Origin of the sequence: Erwinia rhapontici, from assembly GCF_020683125.1 — a bacterium.
GTDB lineage: Bacteria > Pseudomonadota > Gammaproteobacteria > Enterobacterales > Enterobacteriaceae > Erwinia > Erwinia rhapontici.
In genome coordinates, this window is the sequence record NZ_CP085627.1 from 2,024,587 (window position 1) to 2,039,621 (window position 15,035).

Below are 15,035 nucleotides of genomic sequence, written 5' to 3' on the forward strand. Positions count from 1 at the left end.
TTTCACCAGGAGAATGGCGATGAACAGGTACATTTTCACACTGATATTCCGGCGCATAGGGTCGGGTTTACTTACGCTTCTCATTGTTTCGGCGCTGGTGTTCTTTATCACCAGCATGCTGCCGGGCGATGCGGCGCAGATGATCCTTGGCCAGTCCGCGACGCCTGAAACGGTCGCGGCACTGCGCCAGCAGCTTGGACTGGATCAACCGCTGATCATGCGTTACTTCAGCTGGCTGGCCGGCATGTTTCAGGGCGACTTTGGCACCTCCTTCGCCAGTAATCTTCCGGTGACGCAACTGGTGGCGCAACGTATTCCGGCCACCTTCCAGCTCGCCGTCACCACGACCCTGGTGTCGGTGCCGCTGGCGCTGTTTATCGGTATCACCGCCGCCATGAAGCGCGGGTCGTTCCTTGACCGCGCGCTGGTGGTCAGCACCATGGCCGTGGTGGCCGTACCCGAGTTTCTGGTGGCTACCGTGGCGGTGATTATCTTTGCCGTCAAACTGCACTGGGTGCCCGCCATGTCGCTGGGTTCCACCCATCAGGATTTCCTCGGTTTCCTGCGCACCTTCGCTCTGCCTGTGATGACACTGTGCTGCGTGGTGGTGGCGCAGATGGCAAGGATGACGCGTGCCGCTATCGTCAACCAGATGGACAGCCCGTATCTGGAAATGACGCTGCTGAAAGGTGTTTCACCGCTGCGCGCCATGCTACGCCATGCGCTGCCGAATGCGGTGGGGCCGATTGCTAATGCCATCTCACTCAGCCTCTCTTACCTGTTTGGCGGGGTGATTATTATCGAAAGTATCTTCAGCTATCCGGGGCTGGCCAGCCAGATGGTGGATGCGGTCAGTAACCGCGACCTGCCGGTGGTGCAGCTCTGCGTGATGTTCTTCGCCGTCTGCTATCTGGTGCTGTTACTGGCCGCTGACATTCTGACTATTGCGTTCAATCCTAAGTGGAGGGGCTGATGAACACATTGACGCTGCCGTGGCGCTTCTTTCAATCTCTCACTATCAGCGGCCGAATCGGCCTGCTGATCACCCTGTTCTGGATCTTTATGGCGGTGTTTGGCACCGCGCTGGCGCCGCACAATCTGGAAGATATCGGCGGCGGTCCGCTGTTCGGTGACTTCAGCCGTGAGTTCTGGTTCGGCACCGATTATCTGGGCCGTGACATCTTCAGCCGTATTCTGTTTGGTGCCCGCTATTCGATTGGCCTGGCGCTGACCGCCGCACTGCTGGCCAGCCTGGTCGGTACGCTGCTGGCGCTGCTGGCGGCCGTGGCCGGGCGCTGGCTGGAGGAGGTGCTGGGGCGCATCAACGATGCCATGCTGGTGCTGCCGGGGAAAATCCTTGCGCTGATGATTGTCGCCGTATTTGGCTCATCGCTGCCGATGTTGATTATTACCGCGGTGTTTACCTACTGGCCGGGGGCATATCGCATCGCCTATGCGATGGCATCGAGCCTGCGTTCGATGGACTATGTTCAGGCATCCCGTCTGCGCGGTGAAAGCCGTCTGTATGTGGCTATCCATGACATTCTGCCGAATATGCTGCACCCGATGCTGACTGACTTCGGTCTGCGTTTTGTCTACATCGTTCTGCTGCTTAGCGGCCTGAGTTTCCTCGGTTTGGGCGTACAACCGCCGTATGCCGACTGGGGCACGCTGGTGCGCGAAAACCTGCAAGGGCTGTTTGATGGTTCGCCTGCGGTCCTGATGCCGGCGGTGGCGATCGCCAGTCTGACCATCGGCGCCAACCTGTTTATCGACAGCCTGCAATCGATGCGCTCATTAACTGTTGTTGCTAAGGGGACCGCATGAATATTACACCACATGCCTCAACGCCCATGGTGTCTGTCGACAATCTGCGTGTGACCGCCCAGGCCGATGATGGCCACGAGATTTCCCTGGTAGCGGATATCCATTTCACCGTGCAGAAAGGCGAAGTGCTGGCCCTGATTGGTGAATCAGGCTCGGGTAAAACCACGATTGCACTGGCGCTGATGGGCTATGCCCGACACGGCTGTAAGATCGCCGGAGGTACCGTGCACGTGGCGGGCACCGACGTGACCTCGCTAACGCCCGGCCAGCTGTGTCAGTTCCGTGGCAACAAAGTCGCGTACATCGCACAAAGTGCTGCTGCCTCGTTTAACCCGGCGATGAAAATCATGGACCAGGTGGTGGAGCCGGTGGTCATCCACGGGGTGATGAGCCGCGCTGATGCCGAAACCAAAGCTATCGAACTGTTCCGTGAGCTGGCACTGCCGAACCCGGAAACCATCGGTGACCGCTATCCGCATCAGGTCTCCGGCGGCCAGTTACAGCGCCTGATGACGGCGATGGCGCTGATCAGCGACCCGGAAGTGGTGATCCTTGATGAACCGACCACGGCACTGGATGTGACCACGCAAGTGGAAGTGCTGAAAGCCTTCCGCCGCGTGGTGCGCCAGCGTGGTACTACCGCTATCTACGTCAGCCACGATCTGGCGGTGGTAGCGCAGATGGCCGACAAAATTCTGGTGCTGTTGAAAGGGGCCATTGCCGAATACGGCACCACTGAGCAGTTGCTGCGCGCACCTCAGGCGGAATACAGCCATTTGCTGCTGGAAGCCGCGAAGCAGAAGCCGCGTCCCAGCCCGTGGGAAGCGCAGGATGAGAGCGTGCAACCGCTGTTGCAGGTGCGCGATCTCTCTGCCGGTTATGGCCCACTGGACAGCAACGGCCAGCCGAAGATTAAGATCCTCGAAGACATTAATTTCAAACTGTACCGCGGCCAGGCAATCGGCATTATCGGTGAGTCCGGGTCGGGTAAAACCACCCTGGCACACGCTATCGCCGGGATGAACAAACCCAGCGGCGGCCATATTCTGTTTAACGGCCACTACATCGCCGGAGATATGCATAAGCGCCCGGAGAACGAGCTGCGCCGCATTCAGTATGTGTTCCAGATGGCGGACACCGCGCTTAACCCGGCGCACAGCATTGAAACGATCCTCAAGCGCCCGCTGAAGCTGTTCCACGGGCTGCGCGGTGCGGCGCTGGAAAGACGGATGCTGCAGCTGCTCGACCTGGTGCGCCTGCCGCGCAGCGTGCTGTGGCGTAAACCCTGGTCGCTCTCGGGCGGGCAGAAGCAGCGTGTGAACCTGGCACGTGCGCTGGCAGCAGAGCCGGATCTGATTCTCTGTGATGAGGTGACCTCGGCGCTGGATACCGTGGTGGCCGCTGCGGTGCTGGATTTGATCACCGAGTTACGGCGTGAGCTGGGCCTGTCGGTGCTGTTTATCAGCCATGATCTGCACGCGGTACGTTCGGTGTGTGATGAGATTATCGTGGTGAAAAATGGCCGTATGGTCACCCAGGTGGCGCGTGCCGACTACGACAAACCGTCGACCGAGCTGTACTATGAGCGCCTGAAACGCGCGGTGCCAGAGCTGCGTCAGGGCTGGCTTGACGAGCACGAAGAGAGTGATATCGCCTTGTGATGTTATACCGTGTCAGGCATGCCTGACCCCTACGTTCACCGGGGATGCCCGGCGACAATATCAATGCCCGTAGGGGTGAGGCACGCCTCACCCACAGATGAAGACACTATTTTCAGGTAAGGAATAACATGCCCGCACCGATTCGATACGTACAGGACAGCCCTCATTTTCCGCCCGCAGCGGATGTGGTGGTGATCGGCGCCGGCATTGCCGGAGCGGCCGCCGCCTATGAGCTGGCCAAAAAAGGCGTCAGCGTAGTGCTGATTGAAAAGGGTCTGGTCGGCGGCGAACAGTCGAGCCGTAACTGGGGCTGGTGCCGCCAGCAGAACCGCGACGAGCGCGAACTGCCCTTAATTCAGTATGCGCTGCAACGCTGGGAAGAACTGGGTGTGGAAACCGGTGAAGAGCTGGGCTTTCGTCGCAGCGGGCTGGTGTACGCCACCAAAAATCAGGAGGACATTAATGCCTGGGAAGCCTGGAACACCATGGCGAAAGGGTATGGCTTCCACAGCGAAATTCTGACCGCTGAACGCGCCAGAGCGATGACGCCGGGCAGTTCCAGCGCCTGGCTGGGTGGTGTTTCTTCACCGACTGACGGCCACGCTGAACCTTCACTTGCGGCACCCGGTCTGGCGATTGCGGCTCAGCGCCTGGGCGCAATGGTCTTTCAGCAGTGCGCGGTGCGCGGGCTGGATATCTCGGCGGGACGCGTCAGCGGTGTGCTGACTGAACGCGGCTTAATTAAAACCAGCAGCGTGATCTGCGCCGGTGGGGCCTGGACATCGATGTTCTGCCGCCGCCACGGCATCGATCTGCCGCTGGGTAATGTGATTGGTACGGCATTCCGTACCGCACCTATCGAACAGAAAATTGCTTTGCCGCTGTATACCCCGGGCTTCGCCTGCCGTCCGCAGCTTGATGGCAGCTATACCGTTTCCGTCTCAGGCCGCGGGCGTCTTGAACCCGGTTTTCAGGGGCTGCGCTATGCACGCCAGTTCTACCCGACCTTTAAAGCGCGGCGCAAAAACCTGACCATTAATCTTGGCCTTGGCCCGTTCCTCAACGGCCCGGAATCGCTGGCACGCTGGCAGATGGATGGCATCTCGCCGTTCGAAAAAGTGCGCATTCTTGACCCGGCACCGGATATGGCGATGGTGCAGGAAGGGCTGAGTGCGATGCGCAAAGAGTTCCCGTCTATGGAAAACGTGCGTCTGGAGCAGGCCTGGGGCGGGATGATCGACAGCACCGCCGATGCGGTACCGGTGATCTCCCCGGTGGGTAAACTGCCGGGTCTGATTCTCTCGGCGGGTTACAGCGCCCACGGTTTCGGCATTGGCCCCGGTGCCGGTCGCCTGGCGGCCGATCTCGCCACCAAAGATACCCCGATTGTTGACCCGACGCCGTTCCGCTATGAGCGTCTGATCGACGGTTCCGGCCTTGATGCGCCGGGCATGATGTAAGGAGCTGAAATGACTATTGAATTCGTTGCGATGAATGAAAATCATCTGGATGCGGCATTTGCCCTGACGCAGCAGATGAAGTGGCCACACCGCCGCGCTGACTGGCAGCAGGCTCTTCTGCTGGGGGAAGGCCTGGTGGCGCAGGAAAATGGTGAGGTGATTGGCACCGCGCTGCGCTGGCGCTGGGGGCGTGACTACGCCACCCTCGGACTGGTGATTGTCGATGGCGCACAGCAGGGGCGCGGCATTGGTAAACAGCTGATGCAGCAGACGCTGGTGGCGCTTGAGGGCAGCAATGTGCGTCTGCACGCCACGGAGGCGGGGCAGCCGCTGTATGAAAAACTGGGCTTTGTCGCCACCGGACATGTCGAGCAGCATCAGTGCCGCGAACTGCCTGCCATCAAGGCAATTGCCTGTGGCCCGCAGCAGCGCTTACGTGTTGCCGGGGGACAGGATGCAGCGCTGCTGACGGCGCTGGATCGTCAGGCGCTGGGACAGCATCGCCCCCTGTTGATCGCCAACCTGATCGACAGCGCGGAGCGTTTCCTGGTGCTGGAAGAGAATGGCACGGCGGCGGGTTTTGCCTGCCTGCGTCGTTTTGGTCATGGCTATGCTATCGGCCCGGTGATCGCACGCACGCTGTCGAATGCGAAGTTACTGGTCAGCCAGCTGTTAAGCGGTGTCAGTGGGGAGTTTGTGCGTATTGATACCGACCGTTCAGCGGGGCTGGGCCCGTGGCTGAATGACATGGGGATGGTGGAAGTGGATGCACCGACCACCATGTACAAAGGCGTGCCGTGGCAGCCAGAAGCGGGCGGGATGCAGGCGTATGGGCTGATGAGCCAGGCGCTGGCCTGATGAACATTGTCTATAAGTCAGAACCCGAACGCGGGAATAAATGGGCCGCCCTGGTAGCAAAACTGGCCCCCGCCGCCAGCTTCCGCCTGTGGCCGGATATCGGTAACCCGGAAGACGTTGAATACCTGGTCGCCTGGGTGCCGCCGGACAATATTATGCAGCAGTTTCCGAATCTGAAAGTGCTGTTTTCCGTGGGAGCAGGGGCCGATCAGTTCGACTATGCCAGTCTGCCGCCTGAGTTGCCGGTGGTGCGGATGATTGAACCCGGCCTCACCAGCGGGATGGTGGAATACGTGACTTTTGCCGTGCTGGGCCTGCATCGTGATATGCCGCGCTACCTGCAACAGCAGCGCGATGGCCTCTGGCAGGTGCACAGTGTGCATACCGCAGCCAGCCGGCGTATTGGCGTGATGGGCCTGGGCACGCTGGGCGAGGCGGTACTGAAGCCGCTGGTGGCGATGGGCTTTGACTGTGGTGGCTGGAGCCGTACGCCGCGCGATCTGCCGGGTGTACGCTGCTGGGCCGGTAACGAACAGTTGACTGAATTCCTGGCGCGCACGGACATTCTGATCTGCCTGCTGCCGCTGACGGCCAGCACGGAAGGGATGCTGAATGCCGATCTGTTCAGCCAGCTGCCCGCTGGTGCCGCGCTGGTGCAGGTTGGGCGCGGTGCGCAGCTTAATCACGAGGATTTAGTCAGTGCGCTCGACAGCCAGCAGATGAGTGCCGCCGTGGTGGATGTCACCGCGCCGGAGCCGCTGCCCGCCGGGCATGCCTTCTGGCAGCATCCGGCGATCTGGCTGACGCCCCATATTGCCAGCCAGACGCAGCCAGAAAGTGCAGTGAAGGCACTGCTGGAGAATATTCGCCGCTATGAACGCGGAGAATCCATGATCGGCGTGGTCGATCGCGACAAAGGATATTGATATGGATAGGGCGCATTTAGTCGCACTGCGGCGAGATCTGCATCAGCATCCCGAACTGGGTTATCACGAGCACCGTACCAGCGGCCTGGTGGCTGACTTTCTCACTGCGTTGGGATTGGAAGTCCATCGCGGTATCGGGAAAACCGGCGTGGTGGGGGTGCTGAAACGCGGCACCAGCACGCGGGCAATCGGTCTGCGTGCTGACATGGATGCGCTGCCGATGGAAGATAACGGAAGCCAGCCGTGGAAAAGCCAGCAGCCCGGCAGATGCCATGCCTGTGGCCATGACGGACATACCGTGATGCTGCTGGGGGCCGCCGAACAGCTGGCTGCCGACCCGGATTTTGACGGGACGGTGAATTTTATCTTCCAGCCTGCGGAAGAGGGGCTGGCCGGGGCGCAGGCGATGATCGACGACGGCCTGTTTACCCGCTTCCCCTGTGATGCAGTTTACGCCATTCACAACTGGCCACAGCTCCCGCTGGGCACCGTGCAGACGCGGCCGGGGCCGATTATGGCGGCGGGCGATGCGTTCAGCATCACGGTCGAAGGTGGCGGCGGCCATGCCGCACAGCCACAGCTGACGCCGGATACCCTGCTGGCGACCAGTGAGCTGGTGGTGGCGCTGCACACTATCATCAGCCGCGATCTTGACCCCTGCGATCCGGCGGTGTTGACGGTGACGCGTATTAACGGCGGCTTCTCACACAATATGATCCCGGCACAGGCAACCCTGACCGGTACTGTACGCACCTTCGACAGCGCGGTGCAGGACCGCATTGAACAGCGAATGCGCGAACTGGCGCAGCATGTGACGGCAGCGCACGGGCTGACGGCCAGCGTAACCTATGACCGTTACTATCCGGCCACCCTCAATAGCGAATATGAAGCAGGTGTTGCACTGAATGCCGCACGCCGTGCCGGGCTTGAGCACGGCACCGCACCGAAACCGGCGATGACCTCGGAAGATTTCTCCTTCATGTTGCAGGCAAAACCGGGCGCTTATGTCTGGCTGGGCTCTGCGGAAAGCCGCCCGCTGCATCACTCTGAATACGACTTTAACGATGCGCTGATCCCGTACGGCATCCGCTGGTTTTGTGCGGTGGTGCAGGAAACGCTGGCGGTAAAAATTTAATCCAACGTTTAGGACGAATTACGAAAGTTAATGCTGCCGCCGCCCGTTGAACGGCAGCTTTCCCTTACGGCTTATTGCGATACTTGACCCATGCCCGCTAAGGGCAACTATTCATCTTCACGTCAATGAGGCAAATAAATGCACAATTTACTGGCTGAACAGCAGACATTCTCTGATAACGCCCTGTTTCTGGACGCTCGTGCAGAAAATGTTCCCCGTGGCGTAGTGACCGCACACCCGATCGTTATTGCCAAAGGCAAAGGTTCTGAAGTCTGGGATGTGGAAGGGAATCGTTATTTAGATTTCGTCGGCGGGATTGGCGTATTAAACGTTGGCCACAGTCATCCGGCGGTGATCAATGCCGTGACCGAGCAGCTGCAGCTGGTGACCCACGCCTGTTTCCAGGTGGCGGCCTACCCGGGCTATATCGAGCTGGCAAAACGCCTGAATAAGCTGGTGGGAGCGGGCGAAGAATTTAAAAGTGTCTTTTTCACCAGCGGCGCGGAAGCCGTAGAAAATGCGGTGAAGATTGCGCGCGCACATACTAACCGTCCTGGTATTATTGCTTTCGATGGTGCGTTCCACGGACGTACCTTATTAGGTGTGACCTTAACCGGCATGAGCCAGCCTTATAAGCAGAACTTCGGCCCGTTCCCGGGGGATATTTACCGTGTGCCCTTCCCGAATGCGTTCCACGATATTTCTGAAGAAGATTGCTTAAAAGCGCTGGATACCCTGTTTGCGGTGCAGATCCTGCCTGAGCGTGTGGCGGCGATCATTATCGAGCCGGTGCAGGGCGATGGTGGCTTCCTGACGGCGTCTCCGGCGTTTATGCAGGCACTGCGCGACATCACTGAACGTCACGGCATTCTGCTGATCTGCGATGAAGTGCAGACCGGCTTTGGCCGTACCGGCAAGATGTTTGGCTTCCAGCACACCGGCATTGTGCCGGACCTGGTCACCGTGGCGAAAAGCCTCGGCGGCGGCCTGCCGATATCTGGCGTGGTGGGGAAAGCGGCCATTATGGATGCACCAACCCCGGGCGGGCTGGGCGGCACCTATGGCGGTAACGCGCTGGGCTGCGCGGCTGCGCTGGCGGTGCTCGATCTGTTTGAGCAGGGTAATCTGCTGGAGCGTTCTAACCAGCTCGGTGTGCAGTTGAATGCACGTCTGCAACAGCTGGCCGACAAATACGCCTGTATTGGTGAAGTGCGCGGCATTGGTTTTATGCAGGCGGTGGAGATTATCGACTTCGAAACCAAACAGCCGGATGCGGCATTGACGCAGAAAATCCTCGATTGCGCCTGCCAGGAAGGATTGTTACTGATTAAATGTGGTCTGCATCGCAATACCGTGCGTTTCCTGGCACCGCTGGTCACCAGTGATTCCCAGCTGGAAGAGGCGCTGCATATTTTTGATATCGCACTGGCGCGTGCAACGGGGCGTTTAGGCTAATCATAAAGATGCTTCCTCATTGATATTATTGCAGTTATTGATGATAACGCTCGAAGGGTATAGCGCGGTAAAACACTGGCGTAAGTTGTTGAAAGCGTGTTATACCATTTGAGTGATGTAAAACAATGAAGGGGTTCTATGAACGGCTTAATGAAACTGGACCGTATCGATATTAATATTCTGGTGCAGCTACAGAAAGATGGCCGTATCAGCAATGTGAACCTTGCCGATGCCGTTGGGCTTTCGCCCAGCCCCTGCCTCCAACGCGTAAAGCGCCTTGAAACCGCGGGTTTTATTACCGGTTACGAGGCGCACATCAATCTGACGAAAATCACCGACTCGGTCACTGTTTTCACTGAAGTGACGCTTTCCGGCCATCGCCGCGAAGATTTTATGAAGTTTGAGAACGCCATCCGCGAGGTGGATGAACTGATGGAATGCCACCTGATTACCGGTGGTTATGACTATCTGCTGCGCTTTATTACCCGCAGTATTGAGCATTATCAGGAAGTGATTGAGGGACTGCTGGATGCCAAAGTGGGCATCGACAAATACTTCAGTTATATCGTGATTAAATCGCCGATTATGAAAAGCAGTGTGCCTCTGCGCTCGCTGATTACGCGCCATACCCAGGTTGAGTTTTAACCACGGGGCGGGCATGCCCGCCCCCTACAGCGACTTACTCCCATAGGGGCATCGCATGCCCATCCGCCTTAAGCGACTCACTCCCACAGGGGCGGGCATGCCCGCCCCCTACAGCGACTTACTCCCATAGGGGCATCGCATGCCCATCCGCCTTAAGCGACTCACTCCCACAGGGGCGAGCATGTCCGTCTCCTACAGCGACTGACACCCACAGTGACATCGCATGCCCGCCTCCTACAGCGACTTACTCCCGTAGGGGCGTGGCATGCCGCGCCCGGGGGAAGTTGACCTCACCCGGCAGAATATTTCCCCACTTCCCATCAATTCCCCACAAAACGCCGTCTTACCCGCTATGAACCAAAAAACTCCTGCCGCTAAAGGCCTTACACTCTTTTTATCCGCTAAAAAAAGAGTCAGGAATTCTTATGCTGAAGCCGCTTGTGCCCGCCATTGCCGAATGGCAGCGCGATGACTATCTGTTAAGCAGTGACCCGCAAAAACTCGATATTGACTGGGTTCATCGTCAGATCGCCGAAAAGAGTTACTGGGCGCAGGGGCAGACGCGGGAGATGACCGAACGCTCTCTCGCGGCTTCCCTGGCATTCGGTATTTATCATCAGCAGCAGCAGGTGGGCTTTGGGAGGTTGATCACCGACTACAGCCGCTTTGCCTACCTCAGCGATGTGATGATTGATGATGCGCATCGCGGCAAAGGCCTTGGCGGCTGGTTTGCCGCGACCATCCTGACCCACCCGGAATTACACACGATAAAACGCTGGATGCTGGCCACCGACGATGCCCACGAGGTCTATCGCCGTGCAGGATGGCAGTCAGTAGAAAAGCCACAACGATTGATGGAATTTGTTCCCACCCCACCAGAGGAAAACACCCCATGAGTTACCGCGTTGGCGTCGATATTGGCGGATCGTTTACGGATTTTGCGCTGCTGGACGAGCGTGATAATAGCATCCGTACCCTGAAAGTGCTGTCCCGCCCTGACAGTCCGGGCTGCGAAATCACGACCGGGCTGGCGGCGTTTACGCAGCGCGACGGCATTGATCCGACAGAGATTACCTATTTTACTCACGGCACCACCGTTGGCGTGAACGCGGTGATCCAGCGTAAAGGGGTCAAGCTGGCGCTGTTCGCCACGGAGGGGTTCTGCGATGTTCTGGAACTGGCCCGGCTTAAAATTCCCCATATTCACGATCTGTTCTCGCGCCGGCCGACGCCGTTAATCTCCCGTGACCGGGTCTTTGCGATTACCGAACGTACTGACCGTGATGGCAAAGTGCTACAGCCTGTTGACCGCCAGAGCGTGGTCAATGCGGTTGACGCTGCCCGCGCCGCAGGCTGTGAGGGTATCGTGGTTTCGCTGCTGCACAGCTATCGCAACGGCAGCAATGAAGCATTGGTGCGTGAGATGGTTGCCGAACTGGCTCCCGAACTGCTGACCTCCTGTTCGGCAGAGATCTGGCCGATTATCCGCGAATATGAACGCACCATTACCGCCGTGATTAACGCCTATGTGCAGCCGAAAGTGATCCACTATCTGGACTCTTTCGAGCGGGCGTTAAAAGAGATGGGGGTACCGGTGCCGCCGCGTATTACCAAATCCAACGGTGGGGTAATGGGGCTGGCGCAGGCCAAAGCCGAATGCGTACAGATGGTGCTGTCCGGCACTGCCTCCGGGGTGATGGGGGCCAGCTATATTGCGGAAAGCTGCGGCTTCGACCGACTGTTGAGCCTGGATATCGGCGGTACCAGCGCCGATGTGGCGGTGATTATCAATGGCCGCCCGGAATACGGCAGTGGTGAAATCATCGGGGACTTCCCCATCTATATTCCCTCTGTTTCTGTCACCTCGGTCGGTCAAGGCGGGGGATCCATTGCCTGGATTGACAGCCTCGGCGTGTTGCAGGTTGGCCCTGACAGCGCCGGTTCCCTGCCTGGCCCGGTGTGCTTCCGTCGTGGCGGCACGGAAGCCACCGCCACGGATGCCTTTGCTGCCTGTGGTCTGATTGGTCACGGCGATCTGGGTTATAACGCGGTGCAGGTGGATGTGGCCGGGGCGCGTGCAGCGGTCGGTAAACTGGCAGAACCGCTGGGGATCAGCATTGAAGAGACGGCAGAAAATATTATTGCGCTGGCGATCTCCAGTATGTACAGCGACACCAGCGGACTGATCTCACGCTTTGGCCTCGACCCGCGCGAGTTCTATTTCCTCGCCTTCGGCGGTGCCGGGCCGATGATGGGCTGCTTCCTGGCGCGTGAGCTGAAACTAAAAGGCGTGGTGGTGCCGCCAACGCCGGGCGTATTGTCTGCGCTCGGTGGGCTGGTCGCCGACATCAAAAACGACTTTATCCGCACGCTGTACTGCGATCTGACGGCGGCGGTCAGCGACCGCCTGCAACAGAATGCCCAACAGCTTCGCACCGAAGCCGAAGGCTGGCTGGCGCGTGAATATGGTGCAGATTTGCCATACGAACTCAGCTTCTCGGCCGATATGCGTTACCGCGGCCAGTCTTTTGAGATCGATGTGGTGCTGCAACCGTCATGGTTGCTGGAGGGCGATCTGGCGGCGATCCGCAGTGCCTTCGATGCGCATCATACCCGGTTGTTTGGTCATCATGATGCAGAGGCCGCGGTGCAGTTGATCAACCTGCGGCTGGTGCTGTCATCGCCCACCCCGAAACCACGGCTGACAACGCTGGCGGCGGCTGAGGGGCCGGTGCCGGTCGTGCGCCAGGTTGAAGCCTGGATTGACGGACGCTGGTGGCAGGTGGATGTGGTGTCACGCGGTGCGCTGTTCGCCGGGCACCAGCTCACCGGCCCGGTGATCATTGCACAGGATGACTGCACCACCTGTGTTCCCCCGCAAATGCAGGTCGATGTTGACCACTATGGCAACCTGATTATTACCCCGCAAACCGGAGCGCATCATGGCAATTGATGGTCGTAACCTGCAAATTCTCGCCAACTACTGCGCGGCGGCGGCCGATGCGATGGCGTTTACCCTGATGCGCACCGCGCATTCGACGTTTGTTAAAGAGACGGAAGATTTCTCCTGTCAGATTGTCAGCCGTGACGGCCTGGCATTTGCATCACCGCGCAGCTTTGGCGCCCCCTGGTACAGCGGTATTGATTATGGCCCGGTGCTGGAGCTGATTGATGGCTACCAGGAAGGGGATATCTGCATCACCAATGATTCCTACGCGGGCAATGTCGCCACGCATTCGCCGGATATTCATATCTGGAAGCCGGTATTTCATGAAGGAGAAATTACCTGTTTTGTGGTGGGGCATATTCACAACACTGACGTGGGCGGTGCGGTACCGGCTTCCCTGTCGCGTTCGCTGACGGAAATCGTGCAGGAAGGCATCCGCATCCCGCCGCTGAAAATCATCAACGGTGGCGTGCTGAACCATGAAGTGGCACGCATTATGCGGCTTAACGTGCGTGCGCCGGATCAGAACTGGGGCGACTTTAATGCCCAGATCGCGTCCGTGAATATTGGTGAACGTAAGGTACAGGAGATCATTGCCCGCTTTGGTATTGATGATTTCCTCACCGGGATTGACGGTATTCTTGATTATGCCGAACAACAGGCACGCGGCATTATCAGCACTATTCCGGACGGTGACTACTTCTATGCCGATTACGCGGATGAAGATGGCGAAGGCGGCTATCCGTGCCGCATTGCCGTGACACTGCGTGTTAAAGGCGACAGCCTGGAGCTGGATTATACCGGCAGCGATCCGCAATTGATGTCCTCGCTGAATATGCCAACCGGCGGGCGCGAACGTCACCCGCTGGCTCTGGTTGGCGTGACCTATGTCCTCTCGACGCTGGATCGTTCGCTACTGCTCAATGCCGGTACGCTGCGGCCAACGCGGGCAATCCTGCCGCCGGGCACTATCATGAACTGTGAAGCCCCGGCCGCTGTCGGCATGCGCTCTCTGACCTGCGCCATGTCTCAGATTGCCACCGTCGGTGCTTTCTCGCTGGCGATGCCGGAGCGCCTGCCGGCGAACTCACCGGGCGGTAACTCGATTATCAATATTCGTACCGTGGATGGGCTGAATCGCAGTGTGGTTGCCTCGCTCGGCCCGGTCGGCGGCGGTGCGGGCGGTACACCGAAACATGATGGCCCGGACGGTTCCGGTGGTCTGTCAGCCTTCCTGAAAAACACACCGATTGAGATCAATGAAGCCGAGGTCCCGGTGCGTTTTCTGCGTTATGGTCTGGCGGCAGACAGCGCAGGGGCCGGAGAGTATCGCGGTGGGCTGGCGACGGAAATGGCCTTTGAGGTATTTGCACCGAACACCACCATTACGGCGCGTAACCGCAACCGCTCCGTCTTCTCTTCTGCGGGGGCGGCCGGTGGGCGGGCCGGAAGTACCTCATGGTTCCGTACTGAACATGCGGATGGCCGGGTGACGGAACACGGAAATACCGATGTGATCCACTGTGGTCCTGGCGATGTGGTGGCCATCAAAGGCCCGGGCGCGGGTGGCTACGGACTGGCGAAACACCGCCGGGTGCAGGCTGTTCTGCAGGATGTGCAGTGTGGTTTCCTGACGGAGCAGGCGGCGCGTGAGCAGTACGGTGTGGCGTTGCAGTGCGGTGAGATCGACGAGATCGGTACAGCCCGTCTGCGTGCCGTTATGCCGGAGGGGAACGGCGAACACTTTGATGTGGGCGAAGCCCGGCGCACCTTTGAAGCGGTCTGGACCCCGGAACGTTATCAACTGCTGACCGCATTTCTGGCGCAGCAACCGGTCGTGTGGCGTCACTTCCTTAAGCACCAGGTTTTTGCGGCGGTGAAAGCGGGTGAGGGCAATGAGCTGACGCTGGATGAACAGATGTCGCAGTTGTTTGCGGAGCTTAAGCTGCGGTTCCCGGCGCTGGGCGCGGTGTAATGATTTCCCCACACAAATTCTGCGAGACGTCCCGAATAACGGGATTTGTGTGGGGATTGTTTTGTATTTTGCGATTTTTTTAATTTCTTTTCTGCGATAATATTTTCGTGTCATACAGGAGATGTTTTTTATTACGGAAATAAGTA

12 protein-coding genes are annotated in these 15,035 nt (G+C 58.7%); all 12 read left to right on the plus strand.

Translation table 11 applies throughout. The features are described 5' to 3' along the window. The first annotated feature begins 19 nt into the window (after window positions 1-19). The 12 genes from LJN55_RS09550 to LJN55_RS09605 all read left to right on the plus strand — a co-directional run bounded on the left by LJN55_RS09550 (window position 20) and on the right by LJN55_RS09605 (window position 14,889). On the plus strand, window positions 20-973 hold the full coding sequence (locus LJN55_RS09550; RefSeq protein WP_133843264.1) for an ABC transporter permease: 954 nt from the start codon (window positions 20-22) through the stop codon (window positions 971-973). After that, window positions 973-1,827, plus strand: coding sequence for an ABC transporter permease (locus tag LJN55_RS09555; protein ID WP_133843266.1), 855 nt, complete (start codon window positions 973-975; stop codon window positions 1,825-1,827). The genes LJN55_RS09550 and LJN55_RS09555 overlap by 1 nt, the downstream gene beginning before the upstream one ends. Beyond that, window positions 1,824-3,488 (plus strand): ABC transporter ATP-binding protein, encoded by a 1,665-nt coding sequence (locus LJN55_RS09560; RefSeq protein WP_133843268.1) that lies wholly within the window; start codon window positions 1,824-1,826, stop codon window positions 3,486-3,488. Before LJN55_RS09555 ends, LJN55_RS09560 begins: the two co-directional genes overlap by 4 nt. Before the next feature lie 128 nt (window positions 3,489-3,616). Further along, a complete protein-coding gene (locus LJN55_RS09565) occupies window positions 3,617-4,948 on the plus strand; it encodes an NAD(P)/FAD-dependent oxidoreductase (protein ID WP_159337290.1) in 1,332 nt (443 codons plus the stop codon). 9 nt (window positions 4,949-4,957) lie between these two features. Next, a complete protein-coding gene (locus LJN55_RS09570; RefSeq protein WP_227536130.1) occupies window positions 4,958-5,806 on the plus strand; it encodes a GNAT family N-acetyltransferase in 849 nt (282 codons plus the stop codon). Further along, entirely contained in the window at window positions 5,806-6,732 is a 927-nt protein-coding gene (locus LJN55_RS09575) for a 2-hydroxyacid dehydrogenase (RefSeq protein WP_133843273.1), read from the plus strand. Before LJN55_RS09570 ends, LJN55_RS09575 begins: the two co-directional genes overlap by 1 nt. Window position 6,733: 1 nt before the next feature. Further along, on the plus strand, window positions 6,734-7,867 hold the full coding sequence (locus LJN55_RS09580; protein ID WP_133843275.1) for a M20 aminoacylase family protein: 1,134 nt from the start codon (window positions 6,734-6,736) through the stop codon (window positions 7,865-7,867). Between the two features lie 138 nt (window positions 7,868-8,005). After that, window positions 8,006-9,322, plus strand: coding sequence for a 4-aminobutyrate--2-oxoglutarate transaminase (gene gabT / locus LJN55_RS09585; protein WP_227536131.1), 1,317 nt, complete (start codon window positions 8,006-8,008; stop codon window positions 9,320-9,322). A gap of 138 nt (window positions 9,323-9,460) precedes the next feature. Then, window positions 9,461-9,967 (plus strand): Lrp/AsnC family transcriptional regulator, encoded by a 507-nt coding sequence (locus LJN55_RS09590; protein ID WP_105594848.1) that lies wholly within the window; start codon window positions 9,461-9,463, stop codon window positions 9,965-9,967. A gap of 425 nt (window positions 9,968-10,392) precedes the next feature. Next, on the plus strand, window positions 10,393-10,863 hold the full coding sequence (locus tag LJN55_RS09595; protein WP_171149686.1) for a GNAT family N-acetyltransferase: 471 nt from the start codon (window positions 10,393-10,395) through the stop codon (window positions 10,861-10,863). After that, window positions 10,860-12,920: a hydantoinase/oxoprolinase family protein gene (locus LJN55_RS09600; RefSeq protein ID WP_227536132.1), complete on the plus strand. Its 2,061-nt coding sequence runs from the start codon at window positions 10,860-10,862 to the stop codon at window positions 12,918-12,920. Before LJN55_RS09595 ends, LJN55_RS09600 begins: the two co-directional genes overlap by 4 nt. After that, window positions 12,910-14,889, plus strand: coding sequence for a hydantoinase B/oxoprolinase family protein (locus tag LJN55_RS09605; RefSeq protein ID WP_227536133.1), 1,980 nt, complete (start codon window positions 12,910-12,912; stop codon window positions 14,887-14,889). Before LJN55_RS09600 ends, LJN55_RS09605 begins: the two co-directional genes overlap by 11 nt. Window positions 14,890-15,035 lie beyond the last annotated feature (146 nt).